This is a genomic window from Variimorphobacter sp. HTMS_6, from assembly GCF_059717775.1.
Genome location: NZ_AP046094.1, coordinates 3,803,144 through 3,821,706 on the forward strand (window position 1 = coordinate 3,803,144; position 18,563 = coordinate 3,821,706).

17 protein-coding genes are annotated in these 18,563 nt (G+C 37.3%); 16 read left to right on the forward strand and 1 reads right to left on the reverse strand.

Annotated features, from left to right (window positions below):
- Nucleotides 1-43: 43 nt before the first annotated feature.
- On the forward strand, nt 44-1,570 hold the full coding sequence (locus AC6IWN_RS17145; RefSeq protein WP_497989072.1) for a flagellin N-terminal helical domain-containing protein: 1,527 nt from the start codon (nt 44-46) through the stop codon (nt 1,568-1,570).
- Nucleotides 1,571-1,613: 43 nt separating this feature from the next.
- Entirely contained in the window at nt 1,614-2,093 is a 480-nt protein-coding gene (locus tag AC6IWN_RS17150) for a flagellar export chaperone FliS (RefSeq protein WP_497989074.1), read from the forward strand.
- A 427-nt stretch (nt 2,094-2,520) separates the two neighbouring features.
- On the opposite strand, the gene AC6IWN_RS17155 is transcribed toward AC6IWN_RS17150, so the two are convergent.
- The gene (locus AC6IWN_RS17155) at nt 2,521-2,778 is read right to left on the reverse strand and encodes a YaaL family protein (protein WP_497989075.1); all 258 of its coding nucleotides are present in this window, start codon (nt 2,776-2,778) and stop codon (nt 2,521-2,523) included.
- A gap of 90 nt (nt 2,779-2,868) precedes the next feature.
- Between AC6IWN_RS17155 and AC6IWN_RS17160 the strand changes: the two genes are divergently transcribed.
- The 14 genes from AC6IWN_RS17160 to AC6IWN_RS17225 all read left to right on the forward strand — a co-directional run bounded on the left by AC6IWN_RS17160 (nt 2,869) and on the right by AC6IWN_RS17225 (nt 18,537).
- On the forward strand, nt 2,869-3,147 hold the full coding sequence (locus tag AC6IWN_RS17160) for a pro-sigmaK processing inhibitor BofA family protein (RefSeq protein ID WP_497989076.1): 279 nt from the start codon (nt 2,869-2,871) through the stop codon (nt 3,145-3,147).
- 342 nt (nt 3,148-3,489) lie between these two features.
- Complete coding sequence (locus tag AC6IWN_RS17165; protein WP_497989077.1) at nt 3,490-4,503, forward strand: hypothetical protein; 1,014 nt, start codon at nt 3,490-3,492, stop codon at nt 4,501-4,503.
- 9 nt (nt 4,504-4,512) lie between these two features.
- Nucleotides 4,513-5,754 carry a TadA family conjugal transfer-associated ATPase gene (locus tag AC6IWN_RS17170; protein ID WP_497989079.1) on the forward strand — a complete coding sequence of 414 codons (1,242 nt, stop codon included), beginning with the start codon at nt 4,513-4,515 and terminating at the stop codon, nt 5,752-5,754.
- Nucleotides 5,735-6,478 (forward strand): type II secretion system F family protein, encoded by a 744-nt coding sequence (locus AC6IWN_RS17175; RefSeq protein ID WP_497989081.1) that lies wholly within the window; start codon nt 5,735-5,737, stop codon nt 6,476-6,478. Before AC6IWN_RS17170 ends, AC6IWN_RS17175 begins: the two co-directional genes overlap by 20 nt.
- 14 nt (nt 6,479-6,492) lie before the next feature.
- On the forward strand, nt 6,493-7,998 hold the full coding sequence (locus tag AC6IWN_RS17180) for a type II secretion system F family protein (protein WP_497989083.1): 1,506 nt from the start codon (nt 6,493-6,495) through the stop codon (nt 7,996-7,998).
- 51 nt (nt 7,999-8,049) lie between these two features.
- On the forward strand, nt 8,050-8,268 hold the full coding sequence (locus tag AC6IWN_RS17185) for a Flp1 family type IVb pilin (RefSeq protein ID WP_497989085.1): 219 nt from the start codon (nt 8,050-8,052) through the stop codon (nt 8,266-8,268).
- A gap of 63 nt (nt 8,269-8,331) precedes the next feature.
- On the forward strand, nt 8,332-10,848 hold the full coding sequence (locus tag AC6IWN_RS17190) for a DUF5702 domain-containing protein (protein WP_497989087.1): 2,517 nt from the start codon (nt 8,332-8,334) through the stop codon (nt 10,846-10,848).
- Nucleotides 10,849-11,065: 217 nt separating this feature from the next.
- Nucleotides 11,066-11,983 carry a TadE/TadG family type IV pilus assembly protein gene (locus AC6IWN_RS17195; protein ID WP_497989089.1) on the forward strand — a complete coding sequence of 306 codons (918 nt, stop codon included), beginning with the start codon at nt 11,066-11,068 and terminating at the stop codon, nt 11,981-11,983.
- Between the two features lie 119 nt (nt 11,984-12,102).
- The gene (locus AC6IWN_RS17200) at nt 12,103-12,534 is read left to right on the forward strand and encodes an A24 family peptidase (RefSeq protein ID WP_497989091.1); all 432 of its coding nucleotides are present in this window, start codon (nt 12,103-12,105) and stop codon (nt 12,532-12,534) included.
- Between the two features lie 17 nt (nt 12,535-12,551).
- The gene (locus tag AC6IWN_RS17205) at nt 12,552-13,181 is read left to right on the forward strand and encodes a TadE family protein (protein ID WP_497989092.1); all 630 of its coding nucleotides are present in this window, start codon (nt 12,552-12,554) and stop codon (nt 13,179-13,181) included.
- 22 nt (nt 13,182-13,203) lie between these two features.
- Nucleotides 13,204-15,000: a DUF6382 domain-containing protein gene (locus AC6IWN_RS17210; RefSeq protein WP_497989094.1), complete on the forward strand. Its 1,797-nt coding sequence runs from the start codon at nt 13,204-13,206 to the stop codon at nt 14,998-15,000.
- A 315-nt stretch (nt 15,001-15,315) separates the two neighbouring features.
- Entirely contained in the window at nt 15,316-15,582 is a 267-nt protein-coding gene (locus tag AC6IWN_RS17215; RefSeq protein ID WP_497989096.1) for a hypothetical protein, read from the forward strand.
- A 54-nt stretch (nt 15,583-15,636) separates the two neighbouring features.
- Nucleotides 15,637-17,127, forward strand: coding sequence for a glycerol kinase GlpK (glpK, locus tag AC6IWN_RS17220; RefSeq protein ID WP_497989097.1), 1,491 nt, complete (start codon nt 15,637-15,639; stop codon nt 17,125-17,127).
- Nucleotides 17,128-17,376: 249 nt separating this feature from the next.
- Nucleotides 17,377-18,537, forward strand: a complete 1,161-nt coding sequence (locus AC6IWN_RS17225) for a rhomboid family intramembrane serine protease (protein WP_497989099.1) — start codon at nt 17,377-17,379, stop codon at nt 18,535-18,537.
- Nucleotides 18,538-18,563 lie beyond the last annotated feature (26 nt).

The window sequence follows — 18,563 nt, forward strand, 5'->3', positions numbered from 1 at the left end:
GAGGGTAGATGGATTCGATCAGAAAGGGAAAAGGTGAAACACAGTGAGAATTAATCATAATATCGCAGCTTTAAAAGCAAATAACCAATTAGGAAAGACCAACAAATTATTAGACAAGAGTTTGGAGAAATTATCCTCCGGATACCGTATCAACAGTGCAGCAGATGATTCTGCAGGTATGGCAATTTCTCATAAGATGAAAACTCAGATCGCAGGTCTTGATCAGGCATCCAGAAATGCTTCCGATGGTATCTCGGTTATTCAGACAGCAGAAGGTGCTTTGAATGAAGTTAGTAGCATGCTCCAAAGAATGAGAGAACTGGCGGTACAATCTTCAAACGGTACCTATACAACAGAAGATCGTGGTGCAATCCAGTCGGAAATCAATCAGCTGAATCAGGAGATAACAAGAATCTCAAAAACAACAGAATTCAACACCATGACATTATTAGATGGTAATATTGATAGAAAATCATTTTCCAGTAACAACAATGTAAAATTGGTATCCTCCTCAGATGATGTACCGATCGGTGATTATAAGATAAAAGTTGAGGAAGATGCAAGACAAGCGGTATTTATAGGTAACACCTCTGCTTTTGGTGGAACGACTACAATTGGAGAAGAAGGAACCATTAATCTTAATGGAGAAACCATAGAAATCAAAGCAACCGATACCTATGATGATATATTCAAGAAAATCATTGATGCCGGCGATACTGTTGGGGTTGATGTATTTGCAACCTCAGCAACAGCAGCTTCCGGTAGCACAGGACCTGCAGGATATGCAACAACAGCATGGGCAACCGGTACTCGTTTGGGGTTTGCATCCCAAGACTACGGTTCAAGTCAAAAGATAGAAATCTTCACAGATAATGCGGCATTAGCAACAAAGCTTGGTTTATCCGCTGCTAAAGTTACTACGAACGGCATTGATGCAAAGGCATCCTTAGTACTGGGAACCGGTTCACAATTTACGAATACAACAACACTTTCCATCACAGGTAATAAAATTGCGTTATCGGATAGAAATAATTTCTCCATGGTAACAGAAGTAAAGCCGGGTACTTGTGGGACAGTATTTAATGATGCTGTGTATAACGGAACAACAACAACCGCACAAACTATTAATACAGCAGGACCTGACACAACAGTTACAATATCCGTACTGGATGCAGGCCCGATGGATCTTCAGATTGGTGCAAATGAAGGACAGACAATGTCAGTTCGTATTCCTAAGGTTGATCCGGAGACACTTGGTATCGATAAGATCAATATCGCTACGGCAGAGGGTGCACAGAATGCAATATCCCTTTTGGATTATGCAATTAATCAAGTATCTGCAATTCGCTCTAAGCTAGGCGCTTACCAGAATCGTCTGGAGCATTCCATCTCAAATCTCGATACGACTTCAGAAAACTTAACTGAGTCATTATCCCGTATTGAAGACGTGGATATGGCTTCTGAGATGGCAGAATATACACAGAAGAACGTATTGGCTCAAGCAGGAACATCGATGCTGGCACAGGCAAATCAGAGACCTCAGTCTATCTTAACTCTTTTACAGCAGTAAAAAGGATAAGTCTCGAGACAGAAGCGGTTAGTGGAGGTTATTCATGAAAAAAGAAGCAATCCAGGCTTTTACAGCAAGAGTGACGCAGGCATCAAGAAGTGAACTCATCGTAATACTTTACGAGATGATATTAACGGAGCTTGATGAAGCAAAAGAAGCGTATCATAAAGAAGATTTAGTAACATTTGAGAAGGAATTAAAAAAAGCTCAAAAATACGTGAATGAATTAATGGCCAGTTTAGACTATCATTATAATATTTCTTATGATTTGGTTAGTCTTTACCTATATATTAACAAAAGAATCATAACAGCCATCATGAAGAGAAACCCGGTTTCTCTGGACAGTGCAGAAGAGGTAATTAAGAAACTGCTTATTGGTTTTGAAGAAGTTAGTAAAGAAGACAATAGCGGTCCAATGATGCGCAACACACAACAGCTCTATGCGGGCTTAACCTACGGGAAGGGAACATTGAATGAAACTTATATCAATCCCTCCAATGGAAACCGTGGGTTTATTGCATAAATAAGCCACTACCAAAGAAGCATTACAAATTACAAACGAATCAAAAGTACCGAAGAAGTGTTAATTTACGAAAGAGATTCAACAATGACTTACAAAAGATTTTAAAGATACCTAGGAATGTAATTAACAAAAGAAATCAAAGGTACAAAAGATGTATATGTATGGTGCGGAGATTTCCATCCCAAATAGCTTACCAAAGACTTTAATATACTAAAGACTTTAAAGAACCAAAGATTTAAATTTACTAAAGATTTTAAAACACATAAGATTTTAATATACGAAAGATTTTAAATACAAAAGAATAATATAAGAATGTACGAATGACATACCTGTACATAAGATAAAAAACTGTCCCAAGGATGAGAATGAAACCACGAGTAATCGTAGGATCATCTCATAAGTGGGACAGTTTTTTTGTGATTTACCATTATCCAAAATTAGTATCGGTTTCCTTTGCCTGCCTTAGTAAGAACTTGTACCTGTTTTGAACAGCATTAAGTTCATAAATACAACTGTCGATCAAATCGGGGTCAATTACATTTTGGAAATTTGAGTATGCTGCTTCCATTGCAATCTTTGTCTTGTTAATTTCGTCTATCAGATAATTATCTTTCGGAACTTTCTTTTTCGCGAATACCAGCACGATCTCACCAACCTTATAAGAATATATTAATAGTATAGTCAAAAATATTTCCATTTATTCTTTTAAATAACATAAAATGGATGGACTTGTATATAAATGTATTAGGTCGTATCTTGATAGGGGGGTGGACACATGGGAACGGAAAGTAAAGTATTCCTCGGCATCATAGTTGTCTGCGTAATATTTATTGTTATTAGTCTAGTTAAACATAAACCGGAAATGATAGTGAATGCGTTTTTGCGTACCTTTATTGGTACGGCAGGAATCTATCTTCTGGATTTCGTTCTAAAAAGTAATGGGATACAGGTTAATGTAGGCATCAATGCTGCTACGGTTTTGACGAATTCCTTTCTTGGCCTGCCCGGTTTTATCATGCTTTATGGCTTGGCAGCCTATTACACTTATAGTTGATCATATATTATAATAGATCGTACGAGAAGCCCGGAGGAGAGATAACCCCCAAATCATAGCTGAGTAAGCTAAGGTTTGGGGGTTGTTTCGTGCAATTTGTTTGATAAATCAGACAAAATATGTATAAAAATTACAAAGTTCTGCAATTACCCATATCGTTTATTGACAAGATAAATTGAATAATGTAATATTATTAAAAAATATAGAAATAAATGTAACTCAATTGAAGTACATGAGATGTTCTATTACTTTTCCAACTCGTTGTCACACGAGGTATCGTTTTTTGCAATTTCTTTGTTATGAATTTCCCCAAACACATTATATTCAAAAAGGAGAATAGCATTGGATAAAATTCTCGCACTTTATGATTCAGATGTAGGTTATGCTACCCGTTTTATGGAGTATTTCTCAAAAACAGAAATCCCCGAATTTAATATAGTTGTATTTACATCCATCGATACTGTAAAACAGTATGCTATTTCACATCCCATAGAAGTGTTACTGTTTGGAGATAACACGACCCTTGAAGACTTGATGACAGAGCACATAAGATATATATTTCAATTAACGGATCATCAACGACCGGAAGGTGAAAATCAATATCAAGGCATATTAAAATACCAATCCGTAAAACAGATACTAAAGCAGGTTCTTACTATCACATCACAAAAAGAGGAACACCCACAAGCACGTAAGTCTGGTGATACCACAATTCTATCAATTGTTACATCTATTCCCCAATTAGAAACATTATCTTTTGCATGGTCACTAAGCGCCATGAGGTCGGAGCAAAGTAAAACATTATTTACTTTGTTTGATCTATTCCCCATTCCATTTTTATCCCATATAAACCATCAAAACCATAATCTATCTGACTTGATTTATTACCTAAAAGAGAGTGATAACATTACTTCAAGATTTCATTCTTTAGAACAATCGTTTCCACTTTTGAATATAAATCACTCGGTTCATTATCTAACAGGAATTCACCACTGCTCCGATTTATTGTCCATAAGTAAAGAAGATATCAGCACCCTCGTTGAAGCAATTCGAGATAAGACAGATTATGAAAAAGCGATATTTTATGTAAGCTTTGGCTCGGAGGCAATGATGGAGTTATTGAATCTGAGTGACTCGGTATTGGTCCTATCACTGGATAGCGAGTATGAAAGAGCGTGTCTAAAAGAGTGGTATAGCCAAATGGAGCGAATCGGATTATCTTATCAATCTGATAAGTATCAATTTATAACATTACAAAAGGATGACAGAAGTCCTAAGCTACCGATAACGATTCAGGAGCTGTCCCAAAGTTATGCGTGGGAAAGAACTAAGGAGTATCTGAATTCCTGTACCTAGGAGGTAGAGGTGCATCATTATAAGGATATACTCAGACAAAAGGTTCTGGAAGATGTTGACCTATGTCGAGATATAGATGACAAAGAAATATTGGAGATGATCGACCGAGAAATCCTAAGCTATAGCAGGGAAACATATATCAGTATTCAAGATAAGCTATCTCTGAGAAGAGAGATCTTCAACTCGATTCGTAGGCTTGATATCTTACAGGAATTCATTGAGGATAGTTCTATTACCGAAATCATGGTGAATGGAACAAACAATATCTTCTATGAAAAAGGTGGTCAGATACTTCAGAGTACAAGAAAGTTTGAAACAGTACAGAAACTAGAGGACGTAGTACAGCAAATCGTATCCCAATCCAATCGTATCATCAATGAAGCGAGTCCTATTGTAGATTCCAGGCTATCAGATGGTTCTCGTGTTAATGTAGTACTTCCTCCCATTGCTTTGGAAGGTCCGATTATAACGATAAGGAAATTCCCAAGCAATCCAATTACCATGGAGCAATTAGTTCGACTTGAATCCATAACCGAAGAGGTAGCCTCATTTTTGAAGCAGCTTGTAATAGCTGGCTATAATATATTCATAAGTGGGGGAACGGGTTCAGGAAAAACTACATTTCTAAATGTCTTATCTAATTTTATCCCCTCGGGCGAAAGAATTATTACGATTGAGGACTCTGCGGAGCTTCAGATTCGTAATATATCCAATCTTGTCCGCCTAGAGGTCCGGAACGCTAATTCGGAGGGAAGCAATGAGATTACTATTCGTGATTTAATAAAGACTTCTCTTCGGATGCGACCCGATCGAATTATTGTTGGAGAGGTTCGTGATGCGGCAGCAATTGATATGCTGCAGGCTTTAAATACCGGGCATGATGGATCATTATCAACCGGACATGCGAATTCACCCACTGATATGTTAAGCCGATTGGAGTCTTTAGTCCTAATGGGTACTGAGATCCCTCTACTCGCTGTTCGTAAGCAAATAGCCTCTGCCATTGATATTATTGTTCATCTGGGTAGGCTAAGAGACCGATCCAGAAGAGTACTTGAGGTAACAGAGGTACTTGATTGTATTGATGGCGAGATCATGATGAATCCAATTTACGTATTTGAAGAGATAGGCGAGAAGGAAGGACAGGTGATAGGTTCCCTAACCCACTCGAATAATCTTCAGAATAATGACAAGCTTTTACGTGCCGGATTAATGAGAAAGGAGACTTATATTGATTCGGGATTACAATAAGTATCAATTTACTAAGAAGGAAGAAATAATCTATTCTATGATGGGTGCGATAATCGTACTGATTCTAGGGATTTTATTCTATCGAAATATTGTCGGGGTGATTATTCTATCACCAATCATCTATTATTTTAGAATATTGAAAAGAAATTCGGTTGTAAATAATAGAAAGTGGAAGTTGAACCTAGAATTTCGTGACGGTATTGCCGCTCTATCAGCAGCCCTGGAGGCAGGGTATTCTACTGAAAATGCGTTTGAACAGGCATGTAAGGATTTAAGATTGTTATATGACCAGGACTCGATGATAATCAGTGAGTTTAACTATATCGTTAATCAGATACGAATGAATATTACCGTCGAAGAGGCTTTTAGAGATTTTGGTGATCGGACTGGAATTGATGACATCAAGAGTTTCGCGGAGGTTTTTAACACAGCCAAGAGATCAGGTGGAGATCTGATTAATGTTATTAAAACAACCAACTTAATTATTAATGACAAAATTGAAGTAAAAAGAGAAATCATAACACTCATTTCTGCTAAACGGTTGGAGGCCAATGTAATGAAGGGAATTCCACTGTTTATTCTATGCTATCTGGCAGCAACATCTCCAGGCTTTCTGGATCCCCTATATAATAATCTGATAGGCTTTATGGTTATGACAGTAATGCTGGCATTCTACTTAGCTGCATTTTTGATCATTGATAAGATAGTTTCAATTGAAGTATAAAAAAGGAGGATATCTTGTTCGTAATAAATATTATAGTAATAGTATCCTTGGTTATGCTAAGTACTTTTTGTTTTTTGAGAGCAAAGAGTGGTCAATTTAATTATGATAAGAAAAAGCATAAGCTATATTTTTTGTTTCCGTTCGCAGAGTGGATCCTAGTGAGGGTAAAACCGGATCGATGGATAAAGCAAAGTGAACGAAAGCAAGAGATGATGAAAGTACTTAACAGTGACTTAAAAAAAGAGGAGATATCCAAGGTATACTGGTATGACAGAATATCCACTGTAATTGCCATTGTAATCCTATTTAACGTCTTATCCATGGTAGCACAGCTGGCAAGCAGTGGCTCCGAACTAATTAATGGTGAGTACATCTTAAGACCTGATCCGGGAAAAGGAAGTAAGAGTGTAGAACTGAATGTTACCATGGAGAAGGAGAGCAAAGGAAAGAACTTACAAGGATCGGAGGATCCAAAATCAAAAGATATAGGGATTACCATAAGGGAACAGGCCTATAGTTTAAAGGAGAAAGAACAGCTATTTGAAGATGCATACACCTACCTAAAGGGCAGTATATTAGGTGAGAATAAATCCTTTAATAAAGTTTATACGAACTTAAACCTAATAAGTCAGATACCAAAGACGTCTATCACAATTGAATGGAGGCCATCGGACTATTCTTTGATTCAGGCGGACGGTCAAATCCATAATGAAAAGATTAGTTCGGAAGGAAAGAAAGTGACGGTCACTTCTGTGCTATCACTTCAAGAGGAGAAAAAGGAATATAGGTGGGATTTTATAATCATGCCCAGAGAGTATACCAAAGAGCAGCTTGTAGAGAATGGTTTAGTTGAAAAGCTAAAAAGCTATGCGAAGGACACAATAGGAATGGATTATCTAAGGCTACCAAATGAGGTTGAGGGTTATCGATTGAATTGGAAGGACAAAGAGAAAGGTAATACTATAAATTGGTTGCTTCTAGGTGTGATGGCTTCCGTTATAGCCTGGTTGATTGCAGATAAAGAGTTAGAAAATAGTATGAAAAAGCGTAAAGATCAGATGGAACTAGATTACCCCGAGATTATTAACAAATTCACACTCTTAGTAAATGCGGGAATGACGGTAAAACAGGCATGGAGTAAGATTATAGAAGATTATAGAGAAAAGTCTGACTTAAAATCATATCAGAGAAGATTTGCTTATGAAGAGATGATAACAACGATGAATGAATTAAAATTAGGAATTACGGAGCAGGTCGCTTATGAGCAGTTCGGAAGGCGAGTTGGATCTATTCGATATATTAAATTTTGCTCCTTAATCAATCAGAACCTAAAAAAGGGAACGAGAGGATTTACGGAGTTATTAATGAAAGAGGCAGAAGATGCATTTGAATTACGAAAGCAAAATGCGAAGCGCCTAGGTGAAGAAGCTGGGACGAAGCTATTGATGCCAATGATGATGTTACTAATTCTTGTGTTTCTTATCATTATGATTCCAGCATTCTGGTCTTTTAAAGGATAAAAAGTTTGGAACAAAGTACTTAATTAACAAGAAAGGGAAAGGGGTAGTAAAGTGAAAAACCGTATCAAAACGTTATTTAAGAAAGCCTCAACAGTAGAGTTAGATGGAATTGGAGTGATTGAAATCATATTAATTCTGGTAATAGTTATCGGGCTAGTATTGATATTTAGGAATCAGATTACCGAGATAGTGCAGAATGCATTCAACTCTATTAATGGGAATGCTGACGGAATAAACGAAGAGATAAGTATTAGTAATATAAAATCATAACATGAGATATATAAATTAGTGTATTCGGTATGTTAAAGAGAGGGGGAGTGTTTACTGAAAGAAATGATGAAACAAAAAGAAGAGGGAACGATTACGGTATTTATGAGCCTTGTCCTAATTCTAATTCTCTCCTTACTTCTAACTATTATTGAGGGAGCAAGAGTGAATACAACGAGAGCATTTGCGGAGCGTGCATTGATGACAGCGACGGATTCTCTGTTGGCAGAATATTATAAGCCCCTCTGGGATGAATACCATGTCTTTGGCTACTATTCAAATCAAAATGACGAGCTATCAATGAAGAAGGGAATAGAAGACAAGCTATATGGTTATATGAGCCATACTTTCCAACCGACAGAAGGCTTAACCAGAATTAATTCGAAAGATTATTATAATTTTTATCCGATTGAGATGGGTGATTTAACGGTTGAAAATGAGACATCGCTTATGGATTATCAGGGGACTTTGTTTATCAATGAAGCTGTAGAATATATGAAATATAAAGAGTTAGGCAAAGGAGCAGAGCTTATATTGGATAAATTCTCGCTTCTAGAGGAGCCTGAGAAACTCAGTTATGTGTATGAGAAGAAGCAATCAGTGGAGGAAGAACTGGTTGAGATTGATAAAGGCATACTAGAATTGATGGAATTGCTGGATGGGCTAAAGACAAGCAAAAGTGGTATCGAAGTGACTAGCAAGGGTAAATTATCCTCCGTAGATTACTTTGTTAAAAAGATATGTTCTTCTAAAGTATCTATGAAAAACTTGGAGATTAATCAGAAAGAGGTATATCAGGCAGTAAAGAGCTTATATTGCAATCCGAAAAAAGATTTTGAGACGATAAGCAAAGAGGTTGGAGAAGTAGAGAAGGAACAGGGTCTAATCGATGGCAAAGAAATAAAGTGTAGTGAGCTAGAGGATGAAATCTTAAAGAAAAAGAATGAAATAAAGCTTATTGAAGATATGGACAGTAAAACAAGAGAGAATGCAATCGAGGTATCTAGACTAAATAATGAGTTGACGGATTTTAAAAATAGCAAAAAAGATATAGAAAATCAACTAGAGGAGCATAAGGACAATAAGAAAAAGCTTCTTCAGGGTATAGAAGATAGGGAAGAAAAGCTAGAAGTATTATTCAAGAAGGTTAAACCAGTGATCCAAGAAGCGATAACTTGCGTGGACACTCTTGTTGTAAAGACAGAAGTAGCAAAGCCGATATTGCAGAAATATAAGACATATTTATATAGTCAGAAGGAAAGCCTGGATCAAGATACATTTTCTGGTTTGGAACAAAACTATAAAGAACTTGATAAGTATGTGGGTAACGGTGGTAATGGTTATGATTTTAAGAATATGAAGAAGATTCTTAATGATAATCTTGAGGTAGTAAATAATGTGAAGGAATTATTAGCGAAGGAACAGACGCAGTTATCCAATCAGGAGTATACAGATGCTAAGGCGAGTGCCGGATTATCAATAACAGCGCTTAAAAGTTATAAGATAAAAGGATTAAAACTGGATTATAGCACACTGGTTCTGGATAAAAAAGCACATATGGATAATCCAATTGATGGCATCAACAATCTATTGAAAAAGGGTATCTCTACACTGGTCATTAATCCGGAGGACATATCGGAGAAAAAGCTTGCTGAGAGTGCATTACCCTCGGATATCGTTGAGATGTCGAGAGATAACAGGGATTACACAGGCGTATTCACTGATTTTTTTGATAAGATATCAACAAAGGAGGATTCCTCGGGATTAGGAGAAGTATTTGGGAGTTTAGGAGCAAACAGTGATTTTAGTACAGTCCTTACAGGGGCTGTTAATAATGTAGCGGAAAAGTTTTTGTATTTGGATTATATGAAGGAACATTTCTATACGTATAATACAAGTGAGAAAGATAGGAAGCCCTCTGCGCTCACCTATGAACAAGAATATCTTCTATGTGAGAATTCATCCGATGCAAAAAATCTATCCTCGGTAATCATGAGAATTACGATGCTGCGAGCAGTCATGGACTTTGTGAGTATATCTGGAAACAGTACGAAGAGAAATGAAGCGAGGGCATTGGCAGCAGCTCTGGTTGGGTTTACCGGGCTGCCGATATTAATCGGTATCGTTCAAGCAGTGATATTATTGGCGTGGGCCATAGCTGAGGCATTACTCGATGTATGTGCAATGATGATGATGGGAAAAGATATTCCAGTACTAAAAAAGAAGGTTGTTCTGCAATTACCTGAGATATTTTTAATTAATCGAACATTTCTACAAAACAAAGCAAAATCGATTCCGGATTCGAAGGAGTTTAGTTTAGCTTATCAGGATTATCTTAATATTTTTCTGTTTCTAAAAAATAAACAAGACTTAACCTACCATGCAATGGATCTGATACAGGAGGATATTAAACTTCGTTATGATTCACCTGGGTTTCAGATAAATCATTGTTTGTTTGGATTTGATGTGAAGGCGGATATTGTAATACCCGCCAAGTTTATCAGCTTAAATTCAGTTGGTAATATGTTCAGGAATAGGGAATCGGGTTTTCGCTTTTCTACAAAATTATCAAACAGCTATTAAGTATATAAGATCCTTGATGGACTGGGATGTCCGCTCTTCTGCCTAAATAAAAAATCCTAAAAATAACGATAAAAACTCTCCAAGAAATCATTTGCTGATATGAAATAATACACCTTTTCTTTGGAAGAACGGACATCCCAGTCCATCAAATTATAACTACATACTGTATATTCGGTTATACGTGAACTATTAACCTTGAACCGGAAATGAAACGACTATGATTAAAATGATAAATAAGTTAAATGGAATATTTTCAAAACAAAATAGGAGATTTCTACAATACAGACAGACTTATAGCGGAGCATTAACCGTAGAAGCGGCATTAGTTACGCCAATTTTTCTGTATTTTATGATTGCTTTTCTGTATTTTATTCAGATATTTACCATTCAGGAGCAACTTCAGTCATCCGCAACAAAGATGGGTCTTGATATATCTAAAGCTGCGTATTTTTACCAGGATTTCCCCGATCTTTCAGAGGTATTGGATTTTGATAAAACGGTGTTACCTGAAGAGATAAATTCCATGCTCACGGATGAATCCAACAAGTTTGTAAGTGAAAGTAGCCTGTCTCTTTATGCACGAAGATATATGGATAAGGATCGCTTCAATCACTCCTGTATTAAGGGAGGGTTTCATGGAATTAGTTTCTCATATTCCAGTATTCTCAATGATGAGAATATAGTAGATATTGTATTACAATACAAAGTAAATCTTCCACTAAGAATTATTCATATAGGCGATATGAATATGTTGCAAAGAGTTCGACTTAGGGCTTGGACGGGATATTCTGTCGCACTGGCATATGGTACTAACCAGCCCGGAGAAGAAGAGATGGTATATATTACAGAGACCGGTACGGTATACCATAAAACACTGGAATGCTCCCATATTAAACTGTCCATTCGAGAAGTAATCGGCATTCCTACTGATTTACGAAATGTTAATGGAGCAAAATATTATCCCTGTGAAACTTGCTGTAAAGGTGGCACAGTAAATGGTGGAGTATTCTACATAACATCGGACGGCACAAGGTATCATACCACGAGAGGTTGCTCCGGTTTGAAGAGAACGGTAAAGAAAATTCCAATATCTCAGGTTGGAACCAGGAAACCTTGCTCCAGATGTGGGAAATAAGAAATAGAAGTAATATAAAATAAGATTTGAGAAATGAAATAAAGTAATGTGCCAGAATTATTGTTTTAGTTGAGATAGGTATCTATCATAAATTATGCTAGTAGAAAGAAGGAAAAACAATGGCTGAGCTATCAATACAATGGGTTTTAATGGTTATGATATTCTTATGTGGAATTCAGGATATGCTTAAGAAAAAGATTTATCTATGGTTTATTATAACTGGTGCATTACTTATCATTGCCTGTGTACCCTTTTGTCAGTCATATGAATTATTAGATCGACTTGCCGGGTTTTCCATCGGCGCAGTAATCATTGTAGTAAGTATTGCAACTTCAGGCAAAATTGGTTTAGGGGATGGAATATTACTCTGTGTTACTGGGCTTGGATTGGGATTTTGGGGTAATCTTGAACTGTTTGCGATCGCACTAACACTCGCAGCTGTTATTTCAATCGGTCTTCTTACCTTCCGTCTTGCGGACAGAAAAAAATCCATACCGTTTGTTCCCTTTTTATTCATAGCTTATCTATTTATGTTCTTTTCAAATCCATAGGAAATGAGGTAATAGTGATGGAAAGAAATCAAAGATATCATAAAATGAATTATGTTAAGCGGGATCGTTCCCTTGTTTCGGTGCATTCGACTATAAATGGATCAATTACGGTGGAGGCTTCCTTTGTTATGCCATTCGTATTGTTATGTATCTTTGCATTAATTTATCTATCTTTTTATCTGCAGGATAAAAATCGGATTCAGACGGTCACTGATACATCCTTACAAAAGGCTGAATTTTATTTTAAACATAGATCAGATCTGGTAACAGGGAAAGTTGATTATAGAAACATTAGTAACAGGGGTGTGTTTTACCTGTTAGCGGATACATTGACATCCAAGGAGGAAGCAGTAAAAAAGTTAATTATAAAGCAATTAGCCGATAAGTTATATCTTTTGAGAGTGAAAGAGATTCAGGTGAATGCTAACCATAATAAAGTCACCGCAGTGGTTTCTGCTCATTCAGAAATTCCGATACCATTTATAAAGCAACTATTTCGACCTTATTCATTAACGGTGATAAGTGAGGACTATTCCATACATAACCCAGCAGAAACAATACGATGCATGGAGGTAATATTGGAAACGGGATCAAAAGTTAAGGGAGTCCGGCAGCTACAGGATAAATTAAAGCAGATATTAAAATAGTTAGACGGGAGGTACGTATAGGATGAACATAGAGTATAAAAAGGACTTAAGGCATAATTATCTGGTTATTACGGATGATTCCTTACATCGGGAAGACTACAGTACAAAGGTATTGGAGCATCAGAAGCTGGAAGGATTTCTTACCTTGAATCAGAGAATTATGGATAATAAAACCTATTTATATTATGATATCTCTTCAAAGCAATCCATGTCGGTAATGTATGAAAAGGTACGCCTATCCTATGAGATGATAGAGGGCATGTTTAGGCAGATATTCATCATTATACAAACAGCATATGAATATCTTCTATCGGAAAATGATTTTCTACTGGAGCCGGAATATATTTATCTGGACTTATCAACAAATAAACCGGTTTTATGCTTCTTTCCGGGACTTAATAAAAGTCTTAAGGAACAAATTGTATTATTCTTAGAATATCTGATGAATAAGGTAGATTATAACGACAAGGAAGCAGTCTTGCTAGTGTACCGATTATATGCATTAAGCAAGGAAGACGGATATACAATCGATCATCTAATTCAAGCTTTAACTTATAAGAAATTTGAGCGCTCATTACCGGAAGTGCAAGAGGAGATAAATCAAGAAATTTCAAGTCAGAATTGTAATGAGAATATTGATGACTACAATGAGCATAACAAGGAGAATATTGATGATTACAAACAACATGATGTAGAAGAAGTTATAAAGGCGAAAACTGGAGAAAAGGACCAAAAGAATATACATAAGAGTTTTCAGAAGCAATCTAGGAAGCGAGAGGTTAATGCAGAAAAGAACATTCCAGTCATGTCGGAGAAACTAGAAAGTGAAAAAGAAGTATTATATTACCCACTAAAGACTTATTTGCTTACAGGTGCAAGTGTATTAGCCTGTTGTATTCTGTTCATTGGTTTCTTGATGTCGGGGATACTATATAATTCCTTTGGCAATAGACTGGACACCACAAAATTATTAGCGATAGTTTTAATTTTTCTATGTTCTGAAAGCTATCTTCTCAAATTGATCTGGGAGAAAAAGAATAGATTATCGAAGATTGTAATCCATCATGAGTATGTCGATCCCAGGGGGATCACACGAACCGGTAGCGAGATGAATAGGATGAAAGTAGATCAAAAGAGCGCAGTATTCGAACAAAGCCAAATAAATTCAGGAACGATTCAGAAGGAATCAAGTAAGAGCTACACACAGACGAATAAGAGTTTTGCTCAGCCGAAACAAAAAGATATCAGCTATCAAAACGAAGAGAAGCTACTATCTGGGGAGAATAAGGAAATTGAAAAGATTGATGTAAAGTATTCGGGGAAACAGGCCATCCAGAATAACTCTAATATTACCCTCAATCCAACCCCTAAAAATCATAAAAAGTATATAAGTAAAGGCATAAGTTATAGTGATAATATTATTCTCGGCTTTGAAGAGGATAATCCGACCTGCTTGTTAAATCCCATTCAAGAAGAGGTCGATGAAGAGGGTGAGAGTGGATTTGCAGACACCCAAGAGCCTCAGATTGTCCTTAATCCGGAAGATGATACACTTTATCAACCGATTGTCCTAAATGCTATCCCCTTTTTTGTGGGTAAAGTAAAGAAAGATGTGGATTACTGTCTGGAAAATGAGGTGATTAGTAGATATCATGCCAAAATCTTTACGGAGGAGAATCAGTATTATATCGCGGATCTCAACTCTACAAACGGAACCTTTGTGAACGGTGAAGTTCTAATGCCTTATCAAAGGAAGGAGCTTCAATTAGAAGATGAGGTGATGTTTGCAAACATTAAGTATAGGATTGAGCGAGTATAGAGAAAAAACGATTATCAATCTATCAAATCCAAAGAGGATTTGATAATAAAATAAATATAAATAAAGATTAACGTACAGTTAGGCGCCCCGAGCTCAGCAGCTTCTATACCCCCAGATTCCCTGCTGAGCTTTTTCATCATATTATGTAGTGACAGGAAGATTTCTCTTGAATAGGGAAACTTCTTGTCATATTAAGGCACCGAATAGTGGTCGGATGCACTCCTCACCACTATATAATCAGCTTGTAATGGATGGGACAAAGGTGGTAAAATAAAGGTAGAAAAAGAAAGTTCCCCGACGATTGGAGGTATTCTTATGATGAAACGTTATGATATAACTCAGACAGTTATTTTAGCTTTGCTTCTTGCATTTTCCATATGGGTTGGTAATGTGGTAATCAAAGGAATCCTTTTATTGCTTTTCTCAGGGATGATGATATTCAATATTATCAACATATTGAAGAAAAAAAGGGAAGATAAGTACATAGCGAGAGTCTTATATGGCTTATTATTGTTCTTAGTGTCTATACTGGCACTAACCTCAATTTATATGATAGCGGTTACCATTGTTAAGGCTTTTTAAGCAGTACATACATAATACGAAGGATATGAAATAATTTGAAAAGAGGATAGCAGAATGAAACAATACATAATGGCGCTAGATCAGGGAACGACCAGCTCAAGATGTATTATTTTTGACAGACAGGGAAAAATGAAGAGCGTCGCACAGAAGGAATTTACTCAAATATATCCGAAACCCGGCTGGGTGGAACATGATCCGATGGAGATCTGGTCCACCCAGATATCTGTTGCCACCGAAGCGATGGCGAAGTCAGGGATTAGAGCAGAGGAGATTGCTTCGATTGGAATCACGAATCAGAGAGAGACCACGATTGTGTGGGATAAGAAAACTGGACATCCCATCTATAATGCAATTGTATGGCAGTGCAGAAGAACCTCTGATATAATCGATGAGCTGAAGGCGAAGGGCTTTGATGAATATATTAAGGACAGAACCGGACTAATACCGGATGCTTACTTTTCTGGAACGAAGATTAAGTGGATTCTGGATCATGTACCGGGAGCCAGAGAGGGAGCAGATGCAGGAGACCTGATATTTGGAACAGTGGACAGCTGGATTATCTGGAATCTGACGAAGGGAAAGACCTTTATCACGGATTATACGAATGCTTCGCGAACCATGCTTTATGATATTAAGGAATTAACCTGGGATGAGAAGATATTACAGGAGTTGAACATACCAAGAACGATGCTTCCCGAAGTGAAACCCTCCAGCTGTATCTATGGATATACGGATAGAAGTCTGTTTGGGGAAGAGATTGCGATAGCTGGAGCAGCAGGCGATCAGCAAGCTGCTTTGTTTGGACAGTGCTGCTTTACAGAGGGAGAGGTTAAGATTACGTATGGAACCGGATGTTTTCTGCTTATGAATACCGGTAATTTGGCGATTGAATCAAAGCATGGATTATTGACTACACTGGCAGCAAGTACGCAGGAGAAGCCACAGTATGCCCTTGAGGGCAGTGTATTCGTAGCCGGAGCTGCGATTCAGTGGCTTAGGGATGAACTACAGCTGATTCGTACTGCAGCAGACAGTGAAAAATGTGCACTTAATGTGGAGGATACGAATGGTGTATATGTCGTTCCTGCATTTGCCGGACTTGGCGCACCTCATTGGGATCAGTATGCGAGAGGTACGATCGTAGGAATCACCCGAGGATGCAATAAAGATCATATTATACGCGCTACTCTGGAAGCGATTGCTTATCAGGCTCATGATGTAATCCGCTCAATGGAGGCAGACTCAGGCAATTCACTGAAATCCTTAAGGGTGGATGGCGGAGCCTGTGCAAATAGATTCCTGATGCAGTTTCAATCGGATATATTAAATACGAATGTATTAAAACCGGAGTGTATTGAGACGACGGCACTTGGTGCAGCATATCTTGCCGGATTGGCAGTTGGTTTTTGGAGGGATAAGGAAGAGATTAAAGCAAATTGGTCTTTGGAGAAAATCTACGCATCGAATATGGACACATCAAAGCGTGACAGGCTGATTAAGGGATGGAAGAAGGCGGTAACCCGCTCTTTCGCCTGGGAAGAGTAAGTTGTTAGTAATTCATCTAAATGAAAGTGTGAGTCGATAGCTTGATTTATAGATAGGTTTATAGGTCTGCTTATATATCGATTTCGCAATTCTTTATAAAACTTTAATTATGAGGTTATTGACAAAAGTATCCTATGATAAAATATAATAAACATATTATTATACTTAGGGATTGAATGAAAGTTTTATAAATCAGGTTAATATATTGACATAAGAATATGTTATACTTTTAAGAAAAGGAATTATACAATGTTTGAAGATAAATTAAATGATAATTTAACCGGAGCAGGATTTCAGAGATTGAATTCGAACGCACAGGGTGTGTATCTGTATTATCGAGTGGAGGAAATTGGAGTATCCATATTATCCGTTGTTCAATCGATGCATGGGGATGAGATTACACAGGAACAATATACCCATATCCTAAAGCAAATCAAAGAGAATTTTCAGCAGAACTATAACCTTCCGGTGAGACTGCTTAGTCTTATTCTTACGCTTAACCCGGATAAGGTAAAGCATTTGTGTTCCTCGGATATGAATGATAGTCATTGGATTGTGGATTTATATCGCTATCGACTTATGATTTATGAAACGCAAGCGATTAACTTTTCGGGGCTTGATAAGATGATCGAACAGCTTCTTGAGTTAGAACAACAGGAGCAAGGCATGAGTTCTGGTAATGCAGAAAATACAGCAAGTGCAGGAAGTGCAGGAAGTGCATACAACCCCGACGAAACCGGTAGCAATTATTCGAATTCGCCATATGAACAGAAACAGGGAAAAGCCTTCTGGGCATCTCAGTTTACATTAGTCACGACGATACTAATTGCTCTTAACATCGTAATCTATATCGTCACTCACTATACGAATGCGTTTGGAACGCCAACCGAAATGTATGTTAAGGGCGCACTGTCCTGGTACTTCGTAGTGAATTACCATGAGTATTATCGATTCCTTACGGCGATGTTTATGCATGCGAATTTAGAACATATTTTTGGAAATATGTTAGTTTTATTATTCCTGGGAGCAAGCCTGGAACGAACCCTTGGAAGATTTAAGTATATTTTGATTTATTTTGGCTCTGGCATCCTTGCGGGGTTGGCTTCCTTCGGGTATAATATGTGGCAGGAGCATGCTGTAACGATTGCGCAACATACATCGATGGGAATCGGAGCATCGGGAGCAATCTTCGGTGTGGTAGGGGCGCTATTATATATTATCCTGATTCACCGTGGATACCATAATGGAATTAGTGCCGTACAGGTGATAATATTTACCGCTTTAAATATTTATAACGGAGTTATTGATGCCCAGATTGATCAAGCGGCTCATGTCGGTGGATTCATTGCAGGCTTTTTATTGGCACTTCTTCTTTATCGAAAAGAGACCTATAACAAAGTGAGTTCGTGAGTAAAAATACTGTAAGTAAACAGCAG

What these genes read in the sequence shown, in the direction of transcription:
- AC6IWN_RS17150 (WP_497989074.1), top strand. Translation starts at nt 1,614, where the DNA reads ATGAAAAAAGAAGCAATCCAGGCTTTTACAGCAAGAGTGACGCAGGCA.
- AC6IWN_RS17160 (WP_497989076.1), top strand. Translation starts at nt 2,869, where the DNA reads ATGGGAACGGAAAGTAAAGTATTCCTCGGCATCATAGTTGTCTGCGTA.
- AC6IWN_RS17190 (WP_497989087.1), top strand. Translation starts at nt 8,332, where the DNA reads ATGATGAAACAAAAAGAAGAGGGAACGATTACGGTATTTATGAGCCTT.
- AC6IWN_RS17195 (WP_497989089.1), top strand. Translation starts at nt 11,066, where the DNA reads ATGATTAAAATGATAAATAAGTTAAATGGAATATTTTCAAAACAAAAT.
- AC6IWN_RS17200 (WP_497989091.1), top strand. Translation starts at nt 12,103, where the DNA reads ATGGCTGAGCTATCAATACAATGGGTTTTAATGGTTATGATATTCTTA.
- AC6IWN_RS17205 (WP_497989092.1), top strand. Translation starts at nt 12,552, where the DNA reads ATGGAAAGAAATCAAAGATATCATAAAATGAATTATGTTAAGCGGGAT.
- AC6IWN_RS17210 (WP_497989094.1), top strand. Translation starts at nt 13,204, where the DNA reads ATGAACATAGAGTATAAAAAGGACTTAAGGCATAATTATCTGGTTATT.
- AC6IWN_RS17215 (WP_497989096.1), top strand. Translation starts at nt 15,316, where the DNA reads ATGATGAAACGTTATGATATAACTCAGACAGTTATTTTAGCTTTGCTT.
- glpK (WP_497989097.1), top strand. Translation starts at nt 15,637, where the DNA reads ATGAAACAATACATAATGGCGCTAGATCAGGGAACGACCAGCTCAAGA.
- AC6IWN_RS17225 (WP_497989099.1), top strand. Translation starts at nt 17,377, where the DNA reads ATGTTTGAAGATAAATTAAATGATAATTTAACCGGAGCAGGATTTCAG.